15 protein-coding genes are annotated in these 17,612 nt (G+C 59.8%); 8 read left to right on the forward strand and 7 right to left on the reverse strand.

The window, feature by feature from the left end:
• Window positions 1-440: 440 nt before the first annotated feature.
• Window positions 441-1,811 (reverse strand): PleD family two-component system response regulator, encoded by a 1,371-nt coding sequence (locus EKK30_RS05420; RefSeq protein ID WP_290981411.1) that lies wholly within the window; start codon window positions 1,809-1,811, stop codon window positions 441-443.
• A gap of 22 nt (window positions 1,812-1,833) precedes the next feature.
• Window positions 1,834-2,268, reverse strand: a complete 435-nt coding sequence (locus EKK30_RS05425; RefSeq protein WP_290981414.1) for a response regulator — start codon at window positions 2,266-2,268, stop codon at window positions 1,834-1,836.
• Window positions 2,269-2,388: 120 nt separating this feature from the next.
• Here EKK30_RS05425 and EKK30_RS05430 point away from each other — a divergent pair, with 120 nt between their 5' ends.
• Window positions 2,389-2,682 (forward strand): DUF3572 domain-containing protein, encoded by a 294-nt coding sequence (locus EKK30_RS05430; protein WP_290981417.1) that lies wholly within the window; start codon window positions 2,389-2,391, stop codon window positions 2,680-2,682.
• A gap of 4 nt (window positions 2,683-2,686) precedes the next feature.
• Here EKK30_RS05430 and EKK30_RS05435 read toward each other — a convergent pair whose 3' ends face one another.
• On the reverse strand, window positions 2,687-3,553 hold the full coding sequence (locus EKK30_RS05435; RefSeq protein ID WP_290981419.1) for a cell envelope integrity EipB family protein: 867 nt from the start codon (window positions 3,551-3,553) through the stop codon (window positions 2,687-2,689).
• Window positions 3,554-3,684: 131 nt separating this feature from the next.
• Between EKK30_RS05435 and EKK30_RS05440 the strand changes: the two genes are divergently transcribed.
• From EKK30_RS05440 to EKK30_RS05455, 4 genes are all read left to right on the forward strand, one after another.
• The gene (locus EKK30_RS05440) at window positions 3,685-4,146 is read left to right on the forward strand and encodes a RidA family protein (protein ID WP_290981422.1); all 462 of its coding nucleotides are present in this window, start codon (window positions 3,685-3,687) and stop codon (window positions 4,144-4,146) included.
• Between the two features lie 3 nt (window positions 4,147-4,149).
• Window positions 4,150-4,899 carry a glycerophosphodiester phosphodiesterase family protein gene (locus EKK30_RS05445; RefSeq protein WP_290981425.1) on the forward strand — a complete coding sequence of 250 codons (750 nt, stop codon included), beginning with the start codon at window positions 4,150-4,152 and terminating at the stop codon, window positions 4,897-4,899.
• Window positions 4,900-5,016: 117 nt separating this feature from the next.
• A complete protein-coding gene (locus EKK30_RS05450; protein WP_290981428.1) occupies window positions 5,017-6,189 on the forward strand; it encodes a GNAT family N-acetyltransferase in 1,173 nt (390 codons plus the stop codon).
• Window positions 6,190-6,237: 48 nt separating this feature from the next.
• Window positions 6,238-6,657 (forward strand): HIT family protein, encoded by a 420-nt coding sequence (locus EKK30_RS05455; protein WP_290981431.1) that lies wholly within the window; start codon window positions 6,238-6,240, stop codon window positions 6,655-6,657.
• Window positions 6,658-6,684: 27 nt separating this feature from the next.
• Here EKK30_RS05455 and EKK30_RS05460 read toward each other — a convergent pair whose 3' ends face one another.
• The 3 genes from EKK30_RS05460 to clpS form a co-directional block, all read right to left on the reverse strand.
• Window positions 6,685-7,371, reverse strand: a complete 687-nt coding sequence (locus EKK30_RS05460) for a GNAT family protein (protein WP_290981434.1) — start codon at window positions 7,369-7,371, stop codon at window positions 6,685-6,687.
• Window positions 7,372-7,538: 167 nt separating this feature from the next.
• Window positions 7,539-9,989, reverse strand: a complete 2,451-nt coding sequence (gene clpA, locus EKK30_RS05465) for an ATP-dependent Clp protease ATP-binding subunit ClpA (RefSeq protein WP_290981437.1) — start codon at window positions 9,987-9,989, stop codon at window positions 7,539-7,541.
• 7 nt (window positions 9,990-9,996) lie between these two features.
• Window positions 9,997-10,347, reverse strand: a complete 351-nt coding sequence (clpS, locus tag EKK30_RS05470) for an ATP-dependent Clp protease adapter ClpS (RefSeq protein WP_290982491.1) — start codon at window positions 10,345-10,347, stop codon at window positions 9,997-9,999.
• 700 nt (window positions 10,348-11,047) lie between these two features.
• Here clpS and EKK30_RS05475 point away from each other — a divergent pair.
• Window positions 11,048-12,763: a D-alanyl-D-alanine carboxypeptidase gene (locus EKK30_RS05475; RefSeq protein ID WP_290981440.1), complete on the forward strand. Its 1,716-nt coding sequence runs from the start codon at window positions 11,048-11,050 to the stop codon at window positions 12,761-12,763.
• Between the two features lie 68 nt (window positions 12,764-12,831).
• Entirely contained in the window at window positions 12,832-13,197 is a 366-nt protein-coding gene (locus tag EKK30_RS05480) for a cupin domain-containing protein (protein ID WP_290981443.1), read from the forward strand.
• Between the two features lie 13 nt (window positions 13,198-13,210).
• On the opposite strand, the gene putA is transcribed toward EKK30_RS05480, so the two are convergent.
• Window positions 13,211-16,363: a bifunctional proline dehydrogenase/L-glutamate gamma-semialdehyde dehydrogenase PutA gene (gene putA, locus EKK30_RS05485; RefSeq protein WP_290981446.1), complete on the reverse strand. Its 3,153-nt coding sequence runs from the start codon at window positions 16,361-16,363 to the stop codon at window positions 13,211-13,213.
• Window positions 16,364-16,556: 193 nt separating this feature from the next.
• On the opposite strand from putA, the gene panC reads away from it, so the two are divergent.
• Window positions 16,557-17,408, forward strand: a complete 852-nt coding sequence (panC, locus tag EKK30_RS05490; protein WP_290981449.1) for a pantoate--beta-alanine ligase — start codon at window positions 16,557-16,559, stop codon at window positions 17,406-17,408.
• The last annotated feature ends 204 nt before the right edge of the window (window positions 17,409-17,612 follow it).

Below are 17,612 nucleotides of genomic sequence, written 5' to 3' on the forward strand. Positions count from 1 at the left end.
GGCCACGACCGGGCGAGGTTCAAAGAGGGCGTTGTTCCTCACCCAGCTTCGCGATCGACCCTCTGCAACCGTTCGAGGAGGCCACTCGTGTGGTCGCTCGGTTCGATCATACCCACTCTACCAGGCTATGCGGCGGGCCCGATAGCGCGGGATCTCACGTCGCTCATTCTCACAAGCAAAGCCTCGCGAGAATGGCGTCCAAATAGCGAAAATACCTATTTATCCCCCATTCGTCGCATCGATTGGTGCCAGAATACGATGCAGAAAGCAACAACTGCTTTACTGTGTTGTTTCGGCTACGATTCTGCGTTTTGAGCAGCGGGATCGCTTCCGGCTAAGCATTCGAATTTATTGTCGAATTGTGCATTAGCGAACAGGCCGTTCTCGTCCGAGCGAGCAACATGGGCCAAAAAGCAACGAGAACACACCCAAAGTAGCATTTACGCCGCATCGGCGACGACACGATTTCGCCCACGTCGCTTAGCGATGTAGAGCGCGCAGTCGGCGCGCTTGAACATCGTCTCTGGAGTATCATCGGGCGACTCCAGTGTTCCTATGCCCACACTTGCCGTAACCCGGATACTCTGTCCATCGTCCAACACGAAGTCGTCCGCGGCCACACATGCCCTCAGCCGCTCCCCGACCTGGTAGGCATGCGTAAGATCCGTGTCGGGCATGATGATCACGAATTCTTCGCCGCCTAGCCGGCACGCCAAGTCGATACCCCGAGTATTTCGCCGAATACGCGTAGAGAATTCCTTTAGTACCGCGTCCCCTGCATCGTGGCCGTAGGTATCGTTCACCTGCTTGAAATGATCGATATCGGCGACCAGCATGGATAAGTGCCGTCCGGTACGCGCGGCTTCAGAGACCAGCGTCCGCAAGTGTCCTTCCATGTACCGGCGATTGTGAAGGCCGGTCAGCGAATCCGTGATCGACATCTCCACGCTTTCGGCCAGCCTGTGCCGAAGGAAATCGGAGTGCCGCTTCCGCCGGATCTGCGTCTTGACCCGCGCCAGCAGTTCGTGGCGATCGATCGGACGCATCAGATAGTCGTTAACGCCCATGTCCAGGCCGCGCAGCAATCGGGCCTCGTCTCCGGGTTCAACCAGCATGATCACTGGCAAATGCCGCGTTCGCTCAAGAGAACGTACCTGTGAGCACAGCCGTAACCCGTCCGATCCGCGCAATGAAAGGCTGACGATCAGGAGATCGAAATTGTTCTCTGCGAGCAATAACAGCGCGTTCTGGGCATTGTGCTCACAATAGGCGTCGTTTGCGCGCAACAAGACTTCGAGCAGCCGTTCGGAGGAACGTGGATTGTCGTCAACGAGCAGTACCCGCCCTGATTTGGCCGAGAGCGCGCGGGCCAGAGAGCCGTCATCGGGCAATCCCATGTCCTTGCCCGTTGACGCCCGCATCATCATTTCGTCGTTGAGCATCTTGAGGCGCGCGAGATTTCGAACACGCGTGACGAGAGCGATGTCGTCTACGGGTTTGGTCAGGAAATCATCCGCCCCGCTCTCAAGCCCTAGAACCTTGTCCGAAGGCTGGTCGAGCGCAGTTACCATCACGACCGGTATGTGATGTGTATTGTGGCTTCCCTTGATGCGCCGGCAGGTTTCGAAGCCGTCCATGCCCGGCATCATGACGTCAAGAAGCACGACATCGACGCTTTCGCGGTCAAGAATATCGAGGGCTTGCTGGCCGTTGCTGGCCGTCAGAACGTCGAAGTACTCGGCCTGAAGTCTCGCTTCGAGAAGCTTCACGTTTGCTGGAATATCGTCAACAACGAGTACGCGGGCGGTCATGGGTGAGTGTCTGCCGGGTAGTCTACAGCCTCGGAGATCCGATGAATTTGCGAACGGTTTCTAAAAACGAGGTCACAGAGATCGGCTTGGAGATGTAGGCCTCGCATCCCCCCGAGCGGATGCGTTCTTCATCACCCTTCATAGCGAAAGCCGTAACGGCGACGATTGGGATTCGGCAAAGCGTATCGTCGTCCTTCAGCCAGCGTGTCACTTCGAGCCCCGAAACCTCCGGCAGCTGGATGTCCATCAAGATCAGATCGGGCCGATGTCGCCGCGCAAGCTCGAGCGCTTCGAAGCCGTTGCGCGTCTGAATTGTTTTGTAGCCGTGCGCGACCAGGAGATCGTTGAAGAGCTTCATATTGAGCTCGTTATCCTCGACGATCAGCACAGATTGTGTACCGACTCGGGGATCGGGCACGCGACGCTCGACGTTTGTTCGGGTTTCCTGGTACGTCATAGCAACCGCCAACTCTCCTTGCGGCCGTTGTGCACCGATTCTCAGCTGAACTGGCGGCCGACTTTGCCCTCCAAAGCGGTAACCAACAGTTAACGACGGTCTGACGAATAGGTAACCACGATGCTGAGACCCAAACCGCAGCGCCTGACCGAAGATCGGGCAGAAGCGATCGCGTTGCAGGTGCTAGCGTTTGTCATTGCAGACCCGGCGCAAAGTTCCCGCTTCCTATCGCTCACCGGAAGCTCGCCGGATGATCTTCGTGGCGCCGCCTCGTCGCGCGAACTGCAGACGGCGACTCTCGACTATCTTCTTTCGGATGAAAGCCTACTGCTATCGTTCTGCCAGGAAGCCGGCATTGATCCGTCATCGATCGGCCCTGCCTACCAGCTCTTGGCAGGCCGCATCGACGACTAGCAGATTAGTGGGTGTCCTTGGCCGGACATTTGGCCGGTTCCAGAAGTGTGAGCTCTTTCAGCTCGCCCTTGATCGAGAACTCACCGTAATCGATCTTAAGATCGCTCGTCACGCCATTCTCGAAATAGCGAAACGACAGCTCGTACGACGGCGTCAGATCTTCGTGGTCCTTACCCGCATCGAAATAGCTGATCGTCATCGGCCATGAATCGACGGTCGCGAGCTTGTCCGCACCTTTGAACGATCCGACCGAGGCTGCCACTCCCGTTTTGAACTTCGGACCGATGATCGTGTTGGTCAGGTAATATTTTTCGCCCTTTTCGGAGCCATCGTAGAGATTGGCGGTGAACATCTTCACGCCGCTCTTGGCCGCCTGCACAAGCGTCGAAGCATGCTGCATCGGAAAGTAAATGTCCGTCGGCAGAGAGACGCGCTTCTTCGCGGGTTTGACGAGATCGACGCCTACGACCGGCGTCGCTCCCTTCGAGCGCAACGCATCCCCCTGGCTTGAATCTGCCAGCTGATCGTTCTGGTATTGAGTGGACGAGAAGGTGAGCTTCTTCGCATCCGCCTCCTCCCAGCTCGAATTCCGCAGATCGCTGACGGTATCTGCACCATCCTGGTTCGTCATGATCGTAACGAAACGCATGTTCTGCGTGTATCCGGAACATCCTGACCCGTTGAGTTCATAGACCATTCGGCCAGATACGCCGGTAACACCGGAGCCGGCGTTGGAGTCACCCATCGTTAGTTCGTAGACCGCGCGATGCGGAGCAAAACTGGAGATGTCCGAAGCCCGAGCGGACTGCGCCGTCGCCCCAGTTGCCAAAGTAATCAAAGCTAACGCGGCATAGCCATCACGCGTAATCATCAGACTGAGCTCGCTCTAGGGGGCCGGAATATTCACAATTACAGCAATCTACGCTTTAGATAAAGGCATTGCAAAGAGGCGGCGCGACGGCCAAAGCTGCCGGGTGAAGTCGAATATCCGGTATTATTCCAATGAGCGCCATAGACCAAAAGCTCGCCGACCTGGGCATCAAACTGCCCGAGGCGCCCCAGCCCGTCGCCAATTACGTCCCTTTTCTGATTTCCGGCGAGCTGCTTTTCATTTCCGGTCAGATCGCAAAAGACGACAGCGGGCGTGTTCTCACGGGTGTTCTCGGAGACGGGGTCACGGTCGAGCAGGGACAGGAAGCTGCCCGCCATTGCGCGCTCAACATCCTGGCTCAGGCAAAAGCGGCGCTAGGCGATCTTGCTCGTATAACGCAAGTGCTGCGATTGACCGGCTTTGTCGCGTCCACGCAAAGCTTCACCGATCAACCCAAAGTCATCAACGGCGCATCCGACCTTCTGGTATCCGTCCTCGGCGACACTGGCCGTCACACGCGTTCAGCCGTCGGCGTCGCGAGCCTGCCCTTGAATGCCTGTGTTGAGATCGACGCCATCCTCAAGATCCGCTGATCCATGTTCGACCGCGCAGCATTCCTCAGACCGATCGCCCACCGCGGACTGCACGATGTGAAACACGGCATCGTCGAGAATACCCAACCCGCTTTCGAAGCAGCAATTGCCGGAGGATACGGCATCGAATGCGATATCCGCCCGATGCAGGGCGGTCATCCCGTCGTATTCCACGATGAAAAATTGGGACGGCTCGTCAAATCGAATAAGGCCGTCGCCGATTTGACGACAGCCGATCTGAAGTCACTGCGCCATCGCATCGGCGACGCACCGATAATGACCCTTGCGGGACTTCTCGAACTCGTCAGAGGCCGCGTCCCGCTGTTCGTCGAGATCAAAAGCGAATGGGAGCCGCCCGACACTCGCTTCATGGCCAACATCGCGGCGATCGTTTCGCAGTATAAAGGCCCGCTCGCGTTTCTGTCCTTCGACCCTGCCGTTCTTGTCGCCATGCGCAAACTGACGCCGGAAATTCCACGAGGGATTGATTCCGGACGATACACTGGGGCTGGATGGTGGTTGCGCAAGATCGGCAAGGCGCGCGGGGCCGACCTGCGAAACCTGCTGGAGTCCGGTCCGGTTGACCCGGCTTTCTACGCCTATCAGGTCGATGCCCTGCCGACACCAGTCACTGAATACGCGCGCCGGGTGGCTGACATTCCGGTCGTGTCGTGGACGGTTCGTACCTCAAAACAGCGCCGTATTGCGGAAAAATGGTCGGACGCGATGATCTTCGAAGGCTTCACGCCATAAGTCGCCCCGAAATCGCCGCCCCGCGACATCGGCGCTGCGCGGAAGCCCTGCCTACCCCCCGCATTGATCCTATATCAGGACTTGCGTAGACGCGTGGTCTCGCGACAATGAAGCTGGATGCCGCAATTTTCTGAAAGCGCCGTCAATCTCGCTCCCTCCATCGCGTCACTTGATGCCGCGCAGTGGGATGCCTGCGCCAATCCTGATCCAACCCGTTTCAATCCCTTCGTAAGCCATGCCTTTCTTAAGGCGCTTGAGGACTCTCGCGCCGTCGGGGCGCATACGGGCTGGCTGCCAAGGCATCTCGTGACCCAGGACGAAGAAGGCAACATCTCCGGCGCGGCTCCGGCCTACGTGAAATCGCATAGCCAGGGCGAATACGTTTTTGATCACGGCTGGGCGGACGCGTACGAGCGCGCAGGTGGCCAGTATTATCCAAAGCTTCAGATCGCGGTGCCTTTCACACCCGTGCCGGGCCCGCGCCTGCTGGTCCGGCCCGGCGACGACGCAATTGCCAATGAGGAGCTTCTCGCCGCCGCAGCCAGAGAGGTGGTGAGGCAAGGCGGTCTTTCGTCGGTCCATTTGACGTTTATCGATCCGTCGACGGCAGAGCGCTTGACGGCGCTCGGCTTCCTGGTTCGCATCGGGCAACAGTTCCACTGGCAGAACCAGGGCTACTCCTCGTTCGACGACTTCCTCGCCACCCTGGCATCCCGCAAACGCAAAGCGGTGAAGAAGGAGCGTCAGACAGCTCTGGCCGCGGGCATTGAGATCGAGCAGATCTCAGGCGCGGCCATTACCGAGGCGCACTGGGACGCGATGTTCGCGTTCTACATCGACACCGGTAACCGGAAATGGGGCCGGCCCTACCTCAACCGCAAATTCTTCTCGCTGCTCGGCGAGGTCATGCCGGAGAGTTGCCTCCTGGTGCTCGCCAAGCGCGACGGCAACTACATCGCAGGCGCATTGAACCTCATAGGGGGCGATTGCCTTTACGGCCGTTATTGGGGGGCTGTGGAGCACCATCCCGCCCTGCATTTCGAGGCCTGTTACTATCAAGCCATAGACTTCGCCATCGCTCACCGTTTGGCACGCGTCGAGGCCGGTGCGCAGGGCGAACACAAGCTTGCCCGCGGCTATCTCCCGGTCGAAACCTACTCGGCGCATTGGATCGCGGATCCATCTCTCCGCCGGGCGGTCGAACGGTTCCTGATCCAGGAGCGGGAAGCGGTGGCACAGATGAATGCCGACTTGACCGAAATGGGACCCTATCGCAAAGACGAAGCCTGAAGCGGAGGCCGGTCGGGGCCTCGCAGACCGGTCGCAAGCGAGTCCCCCATGGCCTACGACACCTCCAATATTTTCGCTAGAATCCTGCGCGGAGAAATCCCGTGCCACAAGGTCTACGAGGACGCCGATGCGGTCGTCTTCATGGATGTCATGCCCCAGACCGCGGGCCACACCCTTGTCGTCCCGAAAGCCCCGTCAAGGAACCTGCTCGACGCGGATCCGGCGGTGCTCGCAAAAATCATCCCACTTGTTCAAAAAGTCGCCGTTGCCGCCAAGGCGGCCTTCAACGCCGATGGCATAAGCATCGCCCAATTCAATGAGTCTGCCGGCGGCCAAACAGTTTTCCACCTGCACTTCCACGTCATGCCGCGATATGAAGGCCAACCGCTTCAGATCCATGCTCGGCAAATGGAAGATGCAGCCGTCCTCGCGGCTAACGCGGAAAAACTGAAAGCCGCGCTGGCGTAATATTCCCAGGTCGGCAATTCGAGGACTTTAACCCGGCCTCGCCGCCATCAGTTGTCTTTTCTGCCGGCCCGCCTCATCGAAATTTTCAGGGTCGAGCCAGGCTTCGTAAGCGAGCTTAAGCGCCGGCCAATCGCGATCGACCATGGCAAACCAAGCCGTATCGCGGTTGGCGCCCTTGATCACCATGTGCTGCCGGAACAGACCCTCATAGTCGAAGCCGAAGCGACGCGCAGCGCGCTTCGATGGCTCGTTGCGGTTGTCGCATTTCCATTCGAAGCGGCGATAGCCGAGATCTTCGAAAGCGTGCCGAGCAAAGAGGTAAAGCGCTTCGGTTGCGACCCGCGTCCGCGCAATGGCCGGACCCCACAGAATCGATCCGATCTCGATCACACCATGAGTGGGTTCGATGCGCATGAACGCCTGACGGCCCGCTACGCGACCACTCGCTTTATCGACGACCGCCCAGAACATCGGATCCTGGCTCTCCGACATCCTTTCGAGCCACGACTGGACATCGGCGAGAGTCGCCGGTGGTGTGTCGAACAGATAGCGAAATCGCTCCTCGACGCCCGGAGCGACCGATTGTTCGAATAAATCAACGGCGTGCTGCGTCGGATCAACCGGCTCCAGCCGCGCGTATCGGCCATCAATGATGACACGCGAGGGTCGCGGGCGCGGGGTCCAGTTGGGAAGGTCACGAGCCATGGATGTCATCTTGCTCTTTGAGAATCCCGCATTCCGGCGACACCTAAGGCACGAACGCTTTCCCTCTAATTGTCACACGCTCAAAAAGCAAAAAAGAAAGCACGCCGGTTTGAGTATACCAGCGTGCTTACAATTTCAGATCTACGCAGCGGTCTTGCCGCCACGTAACAGACGGACTATTCCTCTTTCTTCTTCCGAGGAACACTCGGAACCGCGCCCGAACCGTTTGGCTTTTCGCCCTTGTCTTTCGGACCAGGGAGCGCCTTCTTCGGCGTGGCATCCGCGAGCACAGGCTGCGGAAGATCGTCGTCGGTTTCTTCGTCGTCTGGGGTCTTCACCTTCTTCGAAGGATCAAGCGGCAGGAAGTCGAACGTCAGCGTCCGATCCGGCCCCTTGCCCGCGACCAGCACCTTCACAGTACCGCCATTCTCAAGCTTCCCGAACAGCAGCTCTTCGGCGAGCGGCTTCTTGATGTGCTCCTGGATGACGCGACCCAACGGCCGGGCACCGAACTTCTCATCGTAGCCCTTCTCCGCCAGCCATCGAGTAGCCTCGTCCGACAACTCGATCGTAACGCCGCGATCAGCGAGCTGCGCTTCGAGCTGGAAGATGAACTTCTCGACGACCTGGGCAATGATCTCGGGCGAAAGACCAGAGAACGGCACGATCGCATCGAGACGGTTCCGGAACTCCGGCGTGAAAAGCTTCGCCACGGCTTCCGTGTCTTCGCCCTCGCGTTTGGATCGATTGAAGCCCATCGGCGGCCTCGCCATGTCGGCTGCGCCCGCATTGGTCGTCATGATGAGGACGACGTTGCGGAAGTCGACCGATTTGCCGTTGTGATCCGTAAGCTTACCGTGGTCCATCACCTGCAACAGGATGTTGAACAGATCGGGATGCGCCTTTTCGATCTCATCGAGCAGCAACACGCAATGCGGATGCTGGTCGACGCCATCGGTCAGGAGGCCGCCTTGATCGAACCCGACGTAGCCCGGAGGCGCACCGATGAGCCGCGAAACCGTGTGCTTCTCCATGTATTCCGACATGTCGAAGCGCAGCAACTCGACGCCCATCAGGTTGGCAAGCTGCTTGGCAACCTCGGTTTTACCGACGCCGGTCGGGCCTGAGAAAAGATAGCAGCCGATCGGCTTCTCCGGTTCCCGCAAGCCAGCCCGTGCCAATTTAATCGCGCTCGATAGAGCGTCGATCGCCTTGTCCTGGCCGAACACGAGCCGTTTGAGGTCGCGGCCGATGTGGGCGATGATCTCGGCATCGCTCTTCGTCACCGTCTTCGGAGGAATTCGTGCCATCGTCGCGACGGTGGCTTCGATCTCCTTCGTGGTGATCTTCTTCTTCCGCTTGCCTTCCGGCACCAGCATCTGCGACGCGCCCGTCTCGTCGATCACGTCGATCGCCTTGTCGGGCAGCTTGCGGTCATGGATGTATTTAGCCGACAGCTCGACCGCAGCCTTTATGGCTTCGTTCGTGTACTTGATCTTGTGATAGTCCTCGAAAACGGACTTCAAGCCCTTCAGGATCTCGATCGCATCTTCGACGGATGGTTCCTTCACGTCGATCTTCTGGAATCGGCGAACGAGCGCCCGATCCTTCTCGAAGTGCTGGCGATACTCCTTGTAGGTCGTCGAGCCGATGCAGCGAAGCGTTCCTGACTGCAAAGCAGGCTTGAGCAGGTTCGAGGCGTCCATCGCCCCACCCGAAGTCGCCCCGGCGCCGATCACAGTGTGGATCTCGTCGATGAACAGCACTGCGCCTGGGAAGGCTTCGACTTCCTTCATCACGGCCTTGAGGCGCTCTTCGAAGTCGCCGCGATAGCGCGTGCCGGCGAGCAGCGCGCCCATATCGAGCGAAAAGATCGTCGCGCCCTTCAGGACATCAGGAACCTGACCGCCTACGATCTTGCGCGCCAAGCCTTCGGCGATCGCGGTCTTGCCGACACCCGGATCACCGACCAGCAGAGGATTGTTCTTCTGACGGCGGCAGAGAACCTGAATGGTGCGCAGCACCTCTTGCTCCCGGCCGATCAGAGGATCGATCTTGCCGTCGCGCGCCTTTTTATTGAGGTTCACGCAATAGGTGTTGAGCGCATCACCCGGCTTTTTCTCTTCGCTCTCGGTCGCGTTCACGTCGTCATCGACCCCACGAACGGTGCGCGGCTCGAACATGCCTGGCCGCTTTGCAATTCCATGCGCAATGTACTGAACCGCATCGAAACGCGTCATTTCCTGTTCTTGCAGGAAATACGCGGCGTGGCTTTCCCGTTCCGAAAAAATACCTACCAGCACATTGGCGCCAGTCACTTCTTCGCGGCCCGATGTTTGCACGTGGACGATCGCACGTTGCACCACGCGCTGGAACGAGTTCGTCGGATGCGCATCGCGAGCTGACTTCGAGATGATCGGCTTGAGTTCGGTATCCAGGTATTCGATGAGCCGCGCCCTGAGCTGCTCGAGATCGACTGAGCAGGCGCGCATCACCGCTGCTGCGTCGCGATCGTCTACAAGCGCCAGCAACAGATGCTCGAGGGTCGCGAATTCGTGGTGACGGACGTTAGCGTACTGCACCGCCCGGTGCAGCGAGGCTTCGAGATTTTTGGAGAGGGATGTCAATCGAGTCCTACTCTTTCTCCATGGTGCATTGTAGAGGGTGGCCATGCTGACGGGAAAAGTCCATGACCTGCGTCACCTTGGTTTCAGCAACCTCGTAGGTATAGACGCCGCAAATACCGACGCCTTTGTGGTGGACGTGAAGCATAATTCGGGTCGCGTCCTCTTGGCCCTTGTTGAAGAAGCGCTGCAGAACGAGGACAACGAACTCCATCGGCGTGAAGTCGTCGTTCAGAAGAAGAACCTTATATAGGTTCGGCTTCTTGGTTTTGGGACGGGTCTTTGTGACAATACCTGTCTTGGACTCTCCATCGCCGTCTTCTCGGCGGGGTCCCTCGGGTGGTTCGTTGTTCGCAGCCATGAGCGCGGCGAACCGTAGGTAGTCGGCATCCACGTTCTTCATCGCGTGCCTCGGGCGAAACCCGAATCCATCGGATCCCCTGACGGTATCCCGCAATGCGACGGCATTGGAGGCAGAAAAGTAACGGCGGTTTCGCAAACGCGTCCCCGACGGCGGACGTGTCTTTCCATCTGAATGTTCAAGCTAAACACCCGTGTCCATCAAGCCCGTAATATAGGCATGCTGACGAGCAAAAAGTAGAATTGGTCCTGTGGCACTTCATACGTATCCCTCATTCATGCTGCCCTCTCCCAACGACCAGAATGGCGGAGCGAAGCGAGATGTTCCGGCCGCCGGATACGCGCGCAAGCTTCGCAAGTCCAAACCATCCTTCTGCGCTCGCCCGAGTTCGTTGCCGTTCCGCACATCACATTCCTGAGCGCCGACGCGGATCGACACCTGAACTTAGCGTCCAAGTATGGGACAACCAAAGGGGTAATTTTTACCCTATTCCTTAACGCTAACGCAGCCTTCTCGCACCTAGACTCCACATCGGCATATTAGGCGACAAAGGCCTCTTTGACGCCCAAAAGGTGCCTAAAAACAATGCTCCTCCTTTCAAATTGACTGGTGGGGCCGTTCGCGGGAGCTCAATCGGCATACCCGCGGGGAACGGGTGTCAATTATCGCTCCGAAGGAGCGGTCAGAGGGATTAGGCGTCGTGCTGCGACGAGCGTTTGCGTACGCAACAGCTTTTGTCATCATGTTTGCGGTCGCCTCGGCGAGCGTGGAAGCGCGCGGCACTCGTCACGCAGCCCTGATCCTGGACGCCAATACCGGCGCCGTTCTCCACAATGAAGATGGCGACGCACCCCGCCACCCGGCATCTCTGACCAAGATGATGACGCTCTATCTGACATTCGAGACGCTTCAATCTGGGCGCCTGAAAATGTCGGACAAGCTCACCATTTCAGACGCCGCAGCGGCCGTCGCACCCTCAAAACTCGATCTCGATCCCGGTGACCAGATAACGGTCTCCGACGCGATCAGGGCCGTTATAACAAAATCGGCGAACGATATCGCCGTGGCTCTCGCTGAGCGTATCGGCGGCTCGGAAACCAATTTTGCGCGCCTCATGAACGCGCGCGCACGTGAGATAGGGATGTCCCGGACGCATTACGAGAATGCTTCAGGCCTTCCGAATGATGATCAGATCACGACGGCCCGCGACATGGCAACCCTGGCGCTGCGCCTGCAGGACGACTTCCCGCAATATTACCCTCTCTTCGCCACCCGTACCTTCACCTACGGAGGCAAGTCGTTTCGCAATCACAACACGATGCTGAACACGCTGCCTGGAATCGACGGCATCAAGACTGGGTACACGCGAGCTTCCGGCTTCAATCTCGTTTCGTCCTGGCATCGCGGCGATCGGCATCTGATCGGCGTCGTCTTCGGCGGCGATACCGCAGCCGAGCGCAACGCCGAAATGCGCGTTCTTCTCGCTAAGATGGTCACGCGAGCCTCCTCGACCAAGTCGCGGCACCCCGCCATGATTGCCCGATTAAAGGGTGAACCCAAAGTGGCCCAGCGCCCGGCTAAGCGTAAACCGCCAGTCGCGGTTGCCGATGCTGGAGACACGTCGCCACGAGCCCCTGCGATGCCGGCAAGCCCCGCCGCCGCGCCCCAAGATACGGAAACGCCGGTGCAGATCTTCAAAGTACGCGCCGTTCCGCTCCAGCCCAAAGTTCGCCGCGCACCTTCGGCGGACGAAACGACCGACATGGAAGATAGCGAACGTGATCCGCAGCCTCGCGCCCCCGGTACCGAGCCGCTCCCTGTCGCAGTGACAGCTGCCAACGCTCCGCTCCGCGCCTTCGCACCTGCGGGACTTTCGTCATCACGCGAATTCCAGCCTGCCTCCGCCGCAGATGCATCTGTTCCCCAGCCCGCGCCCACTCGGGTTGCAACACTCGGCACGTCCGATGTGCCCGCTATCACCGCCTCGATCCCTCGACCGGTCGAAGCCAAGCCGCGTCACCTGGCAGCTGCGCTTAAGACGGCGAAATCAACCGGCGCCGATCTTCACGAGCCGCCCGTCATCCGCGGCACGCCACCCTCGACGCTGGGCGCCCAGGCCCGTGCTCTACGCGGAGGCCCCGAAACACGGGTAGCTTCGCAAACCTCCGGCGGTCGCTACGCTGTCCAGATCGGCGCCTATGGCTCCATCGACGATGCCCAGCACGCCCTTTCGAACGTCCAAGGCCGCGCCGGAAAATTGCTCGCCGGTGCATCGACCGTCACCAACCCGGCAATGAAGGACGGCCACCAGATTTTCCGTGCCCGCTTCACCGGCCTTGATGCTCAACGGGCAACCTCAGCCTGCAACGCCCTTCGCCGCCAGTCGGTCGATTGCTTCGTCATGGCGGGCGACTGAAGACCACTTGCCGCCGAAAGCCGCGCGGTCGTACCATTGAGCCTTCCAAGAGATGTGAAGGCAGACCAGTGACCACGACCACCGATTTCCCCAAACTTGTCGTTTTCCAAGGCGTCCTCCCGCCGGGCGACGTCTACCGGCCGGCCGAAGATCGCATCATCGCCGGCAATCCGGTTCAATGTGCGCAGACGCTGTTCAAAAGCGCCGACGGTCGCTTTCAATCCGGCATCTGGAGTGCCGACGTCGGAACCTGGCGCGTCGTGTTCTCTGAAAGCGAATTCTGCCACCTTTTGGAAGGCCTCATCATCGTTCGCGGCGATGATGGCTCCGAAGCGACGTTCCGCGCTGGCGACGCCTTTCTCACGCCCTCCGGCTTCACCGGGACCTGGGAAATAGTCGAGCCCGCGAAGAAGTTTTATGCCTTCTACGAGTGACCGCGAGCCGGCACTACCCCTTGCCGCTCAGCAACGTGTAATTCCCGCCCGTGGCTGTTACGTCCGTCGAGCGGGTGCGCTCGGTTGCAAATCGCGTCAGATAGTTTGGCCCACCGGCTTTGGGACCTGTGCCTGATAGTCCCTCGCCGCCGAATGGCTGAACGCCTACGACAGCACCGATCTGGTTCCGATTGACGTAGAGATTGCCGACGTGCGCGTTCTCCGCCACGTAATCGGCAACACTCTCGATCCGGCTGTGGAGGCCGAGCGTTAAGCCGAATCCTGTCGCGTTCAGAGCGGCCACCACCTTGTCGAGATGACCGCGTTCGAAGCGAACCATATGCAGGATCGGGCCGAACACTTCGTGATCTAGTCTGTCCAAGCGATCGATTTCGTACAGTGCCGGGGTGACGAAGGTGCCGACGCGGCAGGCCTCGGGCATGGCAAGATCGATAATCTCGCGACCTTCCCTCTGCATGAAAACCTTGTGACTTTCCAAGGCATCCTGCGCTGCTTCATCGATCACCGGCCCGATGTCGGTCGCGTAATCCAGGGGATCACCGATATCCAGCGCTTCGATAGCTCCGGCAAGCATGCCGCGGATCCGAGGCGCATTGTCGTCCTGGACGAACAGGATCCGCGCCGCTGAGCATCGCTGCCCCGCGCTGTCGAAGGCGGACCGCAGCGCATCCCGCACGACCTGCTCGGGAAGGGCCGATGAATCCGCGATCATCGCATTGATGCCGCCAGTTTCGGCAATGAACGGCACGATCGCCGCACGCCTATCCGCGAGCGCCCGTTGAATCGACCAAGCCGTGTTGTTTGATCCTGTAAATGCGACGCCCTGGATGCGAGGGTCCTTGACGAGGGCTTCTCCGAGCTTTCCGCCACCCGTTACAAGATGCAGCGCGTCGCGTGGGACGCCGGCTTCCTGCAATAATTTCACGGCAAGGAAGCCCGAGATCGGCGCCTGTTCGGCAGGCTTTGCGACGACTGCGTTGCCTGCCGCCAGAGCAGCGGCGACCTGGCCGGCGAAAATCGCGATGGGAAAATTCCACGGCGCGATGCACCCGAAGACGCCCCGTCCGCGCAGCGCGAGCGTATTTTCCTCGCCGGTCGGTCCTCGAAGGACAACCGGGTCGGCGAACAGCCGCCGCGCTTCGGTCGCGTAGTATCGCAGATAATCTACCGCCTCGCGAACTTCGGCCTGAGCAGCTTCAATCGTCTTGCCTGCTTCCCGGATGAGCGCCGCCATCAGCACGGCGCGATCGCGTTGGAAAAGGTCCGCCGCGACTTCAAGGATTCGCGCGCGCTCAGTCGCATCCGTCTTTTCCCAGCGCGAGGCTCCAGCGCGGGCGGAAGCAAGCGCCTCTTCCAGATGTTGCGGCGTCGCCAAGCGAACCGTGCCGATCCGATCGCGATGATCGTGCGGTGAAACGGCAATCGCCGCCGCTTCTCCGCCGGCCGTCACCACGCCGTTCACGATGGGACCCGCCGCGAACGGTGTCTTCAGGACTTTCGCGATATCGTTCAGAAGTCCGTCGCGAACTGTCGTCTCGGTAAGCACCAGGCCAGCGCTGTTCTTGCGGTCCGGTAAGAAAATGTCCCGCGGCCTTGCGATGAGCTTCAGCCGCTCGCCGGAACTGAACTCGCGATCGGCAATCTCGACAGGATCCGCGATGATCTCCGAGATCGGCGTCTCGTCGTCTCCAAGGCGATTGACGAAGGAGGTGTTGGCGCCGTTCTCGAGCAGGCGACGCACCAGATAGCCGAGCAAGTCCTCGTGCCCACCGACGGGCGCATAGATCCGGCACACCCGTCCGAATTTGCCTTCGCCGACGACCTGCTCATAAAGCGCTTCGCCCATCCCATGGAGACGCTGATATTCGAAGTCGATCGCTCCGCCAGCGACCGCTGCTGCCGCAATCGTATGGGCGTTGTGAGTTGCAAACTGGGGGTAGAAGGCCGTCGGATCAGAGATTAGGAGACGCATCGCCGCGAGGTACGAAACGTCGGTGTGCAGCTTGCGCGAGAAGACAGGATAGTCCTCCAACCCACGCTCCTGCGCCCATTTGATCTCGCTGTCCCAGTATGCGCCCTTGACCAGGCGCACCGGAATTCGCTTGCCCGTTTTCTCGCTGAGCCGACGCAACCACCGCAACATCGGGATCGCGCGCTTGCCATAGGCTTGCACGGCCATGCCAAGCCCGTTCCAGCCATCAAGATGCGGGCTGACGAACGTTTCGCCAAAGAGTTCTGCCGTCAGATCGAGACGATCCTGCTCTTCCGCGTCGATCGTGAGCGCAAGACCTCTGGCGCGCGCCGCGCGCGCAAGCGTCAGCAATCGTGGCGCAAGTTCGGCCCGCAGACGCCGTTCTTTTCCCGGTTCGAACCTGGGATGCAGCGCCGACAGCTTTACCGAAATCGAGGGCCGCGCAAATATCGCATCGGCATGTTGGGTCGTGAACGGTTCGGCATCGTTACCGACCGCGTCGATCGCCGCCATGTACCGCTGGAAGTAACGCTCGGCATCCTGCTCCGAACGCGCGGCTTCCCCGAGCATGTCGTAGGAAAAGCGATAGCCTTTGTCTTCGTAGGCACGGGCCCGCGACAAGGCGCTTTCAATCGTCGACCCCAGAACGAATTGCTCGCCAAGCAGCTTCACCGCCTGCCGGACCGCCAGCCTGATCGTCCCTTCGCCCGAACGCGCAACGAGCCGTTTCATTGCCTGAAACGGGTTCGCGCCTTTGGCTTCCTTGAGCCGCATGATGCGGCCCGTAAGCATGAGGCCCCAAGTCGAGGCGTTGACGAAAAGACTATCGGAATGCCCGCGATGCTTTTCCCACGCGCCACCGGAGATCTTGTCCGCGATAAAGGCGTTCGCAGTTTCGGCGTCGGGAATTCGCAGAAGTGCCTCGGCGAGGCACATCAGGATCACGCCCTCGTCCGTCGCAAGGCCGTACTCGTGCATGAAGGCGTCGATTCCCGCATGGCTAGCCTTGTCCGCGCGCGCGGTGTGCACGAGGCGGCGCGCAATGTCCGCTGTACGCCGGCGCTCGTCTTCCGTGAAAAAGGCGCGCTCGATCAGCGCTCCGACGAGACGGTTCTCGTCAATGAGATATTGCGTTGCGAACTCGTCCCGAGGGGGAAGACCCCGCTGTGTCACGCTTTCCTCACGCCGCAATGTCGCGACCATACCGTTCCCACTGATATCGGGCGCTCGATGCGATTCGCCCAGCACCCGATATTAGCAGATCGGGAATTTCGCGCCTCCTCTCCCGGCCAGCCCCTCTTGTGCCCGTGAGCCCGACCACCTAAAGCCATCGGCGACTTTGCAAAACCAACGCCCGGGGTTGCCCTTGTCAGAAACCGTCAAGATCGTGCGCACCGTTCATGACCTTCGGAAGATCACGCGGAAATGGCGCGATCGGGGCCACTCAATTGGTCTTGTTCCGACCATGGGCGCGCTGCACGCCGGTCACATCTCACTCGTGAAACTGGCCAAGAAGAAAGCCGACCGGGCCGTCGTATCGATCTTCGTCAATCCGACTCAGTTTGCCGCCAACGAAGATCTATCCCGCTACCCGCGGGACGAGGCCGGCGACCTCGAAAAACTACGGACGGCCGATGTGGATCTCGTCTGGGCGCCGAGTGTCGAAGAAATGTATCCCCTCGGTTATTCGACGGGCGTGCGCGCCGGAAGCGCCGCGAAGGAGTTGGAAGGCGAGTTTCGGCCGGGTCATTTCGACGGTGTAGCGACTGTTTGCGCCAAGCTCTTCAATCAGGTGACCGCCGATATCGCCGTTTTCGGAGAGAAAGACTTCCAGCAGCTGACCGTGCTTCGTCAGATGGTTCGCGATCTCAACATGCCTCTGAAATTGATCGGCGCCCCGACCAAGCGCGATACGGACGGGCTGGCACTCTCCTCCCGCAACGCCTATTTGTCTCTGACCGAGCGCAAGATCGCCCCGGCTTTATACGCCACCATCTCTGCTCTCGCCGAAGACGTATCGGAGGGCGCGGATATCGCGACCGGGGTTGCCAACGCCAAGCGCAAAGTGATCGCGGCGGGCTTTAAGAAGATCGATTACATCGAGGTTCGGGATGCTGAAACGCTCGGGCCGGCGACGCCCGAAAGTGGCCGTCCGCTGCGCGTCCTGGCCGCCTGTTGGCTGGGAAAAACCCGCCTGATCGATAACGTCGCAGTCTGAAGAAGACCCCGAGTTGCCTCGCGGCCACAAGTCCGAGACGGAAACGGCATGGTGGCTCTCGGCCGGCTCGGGCTATAAGTAGCACTCCGAGATTCGCTCCAGCGGCTTAGCTGTCGTGCGTCCCCCCGCCGTTTCTTTCAGAATGCGCGGTTGCGCCATAGCACGAATGAGGGCCGCCGATGGGCCGATCACAGAATGATCTCT

It is taken from the genome of Hyphomicrobium sp. (genome assembly GCF_003987855.1).
GTDB lineage: Bacteria > Pseudomonadota > Alphaproteobacteria > Rhizobiales > Hyphomicrobiaceae > Hyphomicrobium_B.

Excerpts from the sequence above, each read along its gene's own strand:
- EKK30_RS05420 (WP_290981411.1), bottom strand. The coding sequence starts at position 1,811 with ATGACCGCCCGCGTACTCGTTGTTGACGATATTCCAGCAAACGTGAAG.
- EKK30_RS05425 (WP_290981414.1), bottom strand. The coding sequence starts at position 2,268 with ATGACGTACCAGGAAACCCGAACAAACGTCGAGCGTCGCGTGCCCGAT.
- EKK30_RS05430 (WP_290981417.1), top strand. The coding sequence starts at position 2,389 with ATGCTGAGACCCAAACCGCAGCGCCTGACCGAAGATCGGGCAGAAGCG.
- EKK30_RS05435 (WP_290981419.1), bottom strand. The coding sequence starts at position 3,553 with ATGATTACGCGTGATGGCTATGCCGCGTTAGCTTTGATTACTTTGGCA.
- EKK30_RS05440 (WP_290981422.1), top strand. The coding sequence starts at position 3,685 with ATGAGCGCCATAGACCAAAAGCTCGCCGACCTGGGCATCAAACTGCCC.
- EKK30_RS05445 (WP_290981425.1), top strand. The coding sequence starts at position 4,150 with ATGTTCGACCGCGCAGCATTCCTCAGACCGATCGCCCACCGCGGACTG.
- EKK30_RS05450 (WP_290981428.1), top strand. The coding sequence starts at position 5,017 with ATGCCGCAATTTTCTGAAAGCGCCGTCAATCTCGCTCCCTCCATCGCG.
- EKK30_RS05455 (WP_290981431.1), top strand. The coding sequence starts at position 6,238 with ATGGCCTACGACACCTCCAATATTTTCGCTAGAATCCTGCGCGGAGAA.
- EKK30_RS05460 (WP_290981434.1), bottom strand. The coding sequence starts at position 7,371 with ATGACATCCATGGCTCGTGACCTTCCCAACTGGACCCCGCGCCCGCGA.
- clpS (WP_290982491.1), bottom strand. The coding sequence starts at position 10,347 with ATGGCTGCGAACAACGAACCACCCGAGGGACCCCGCCGAGAAGACGGC.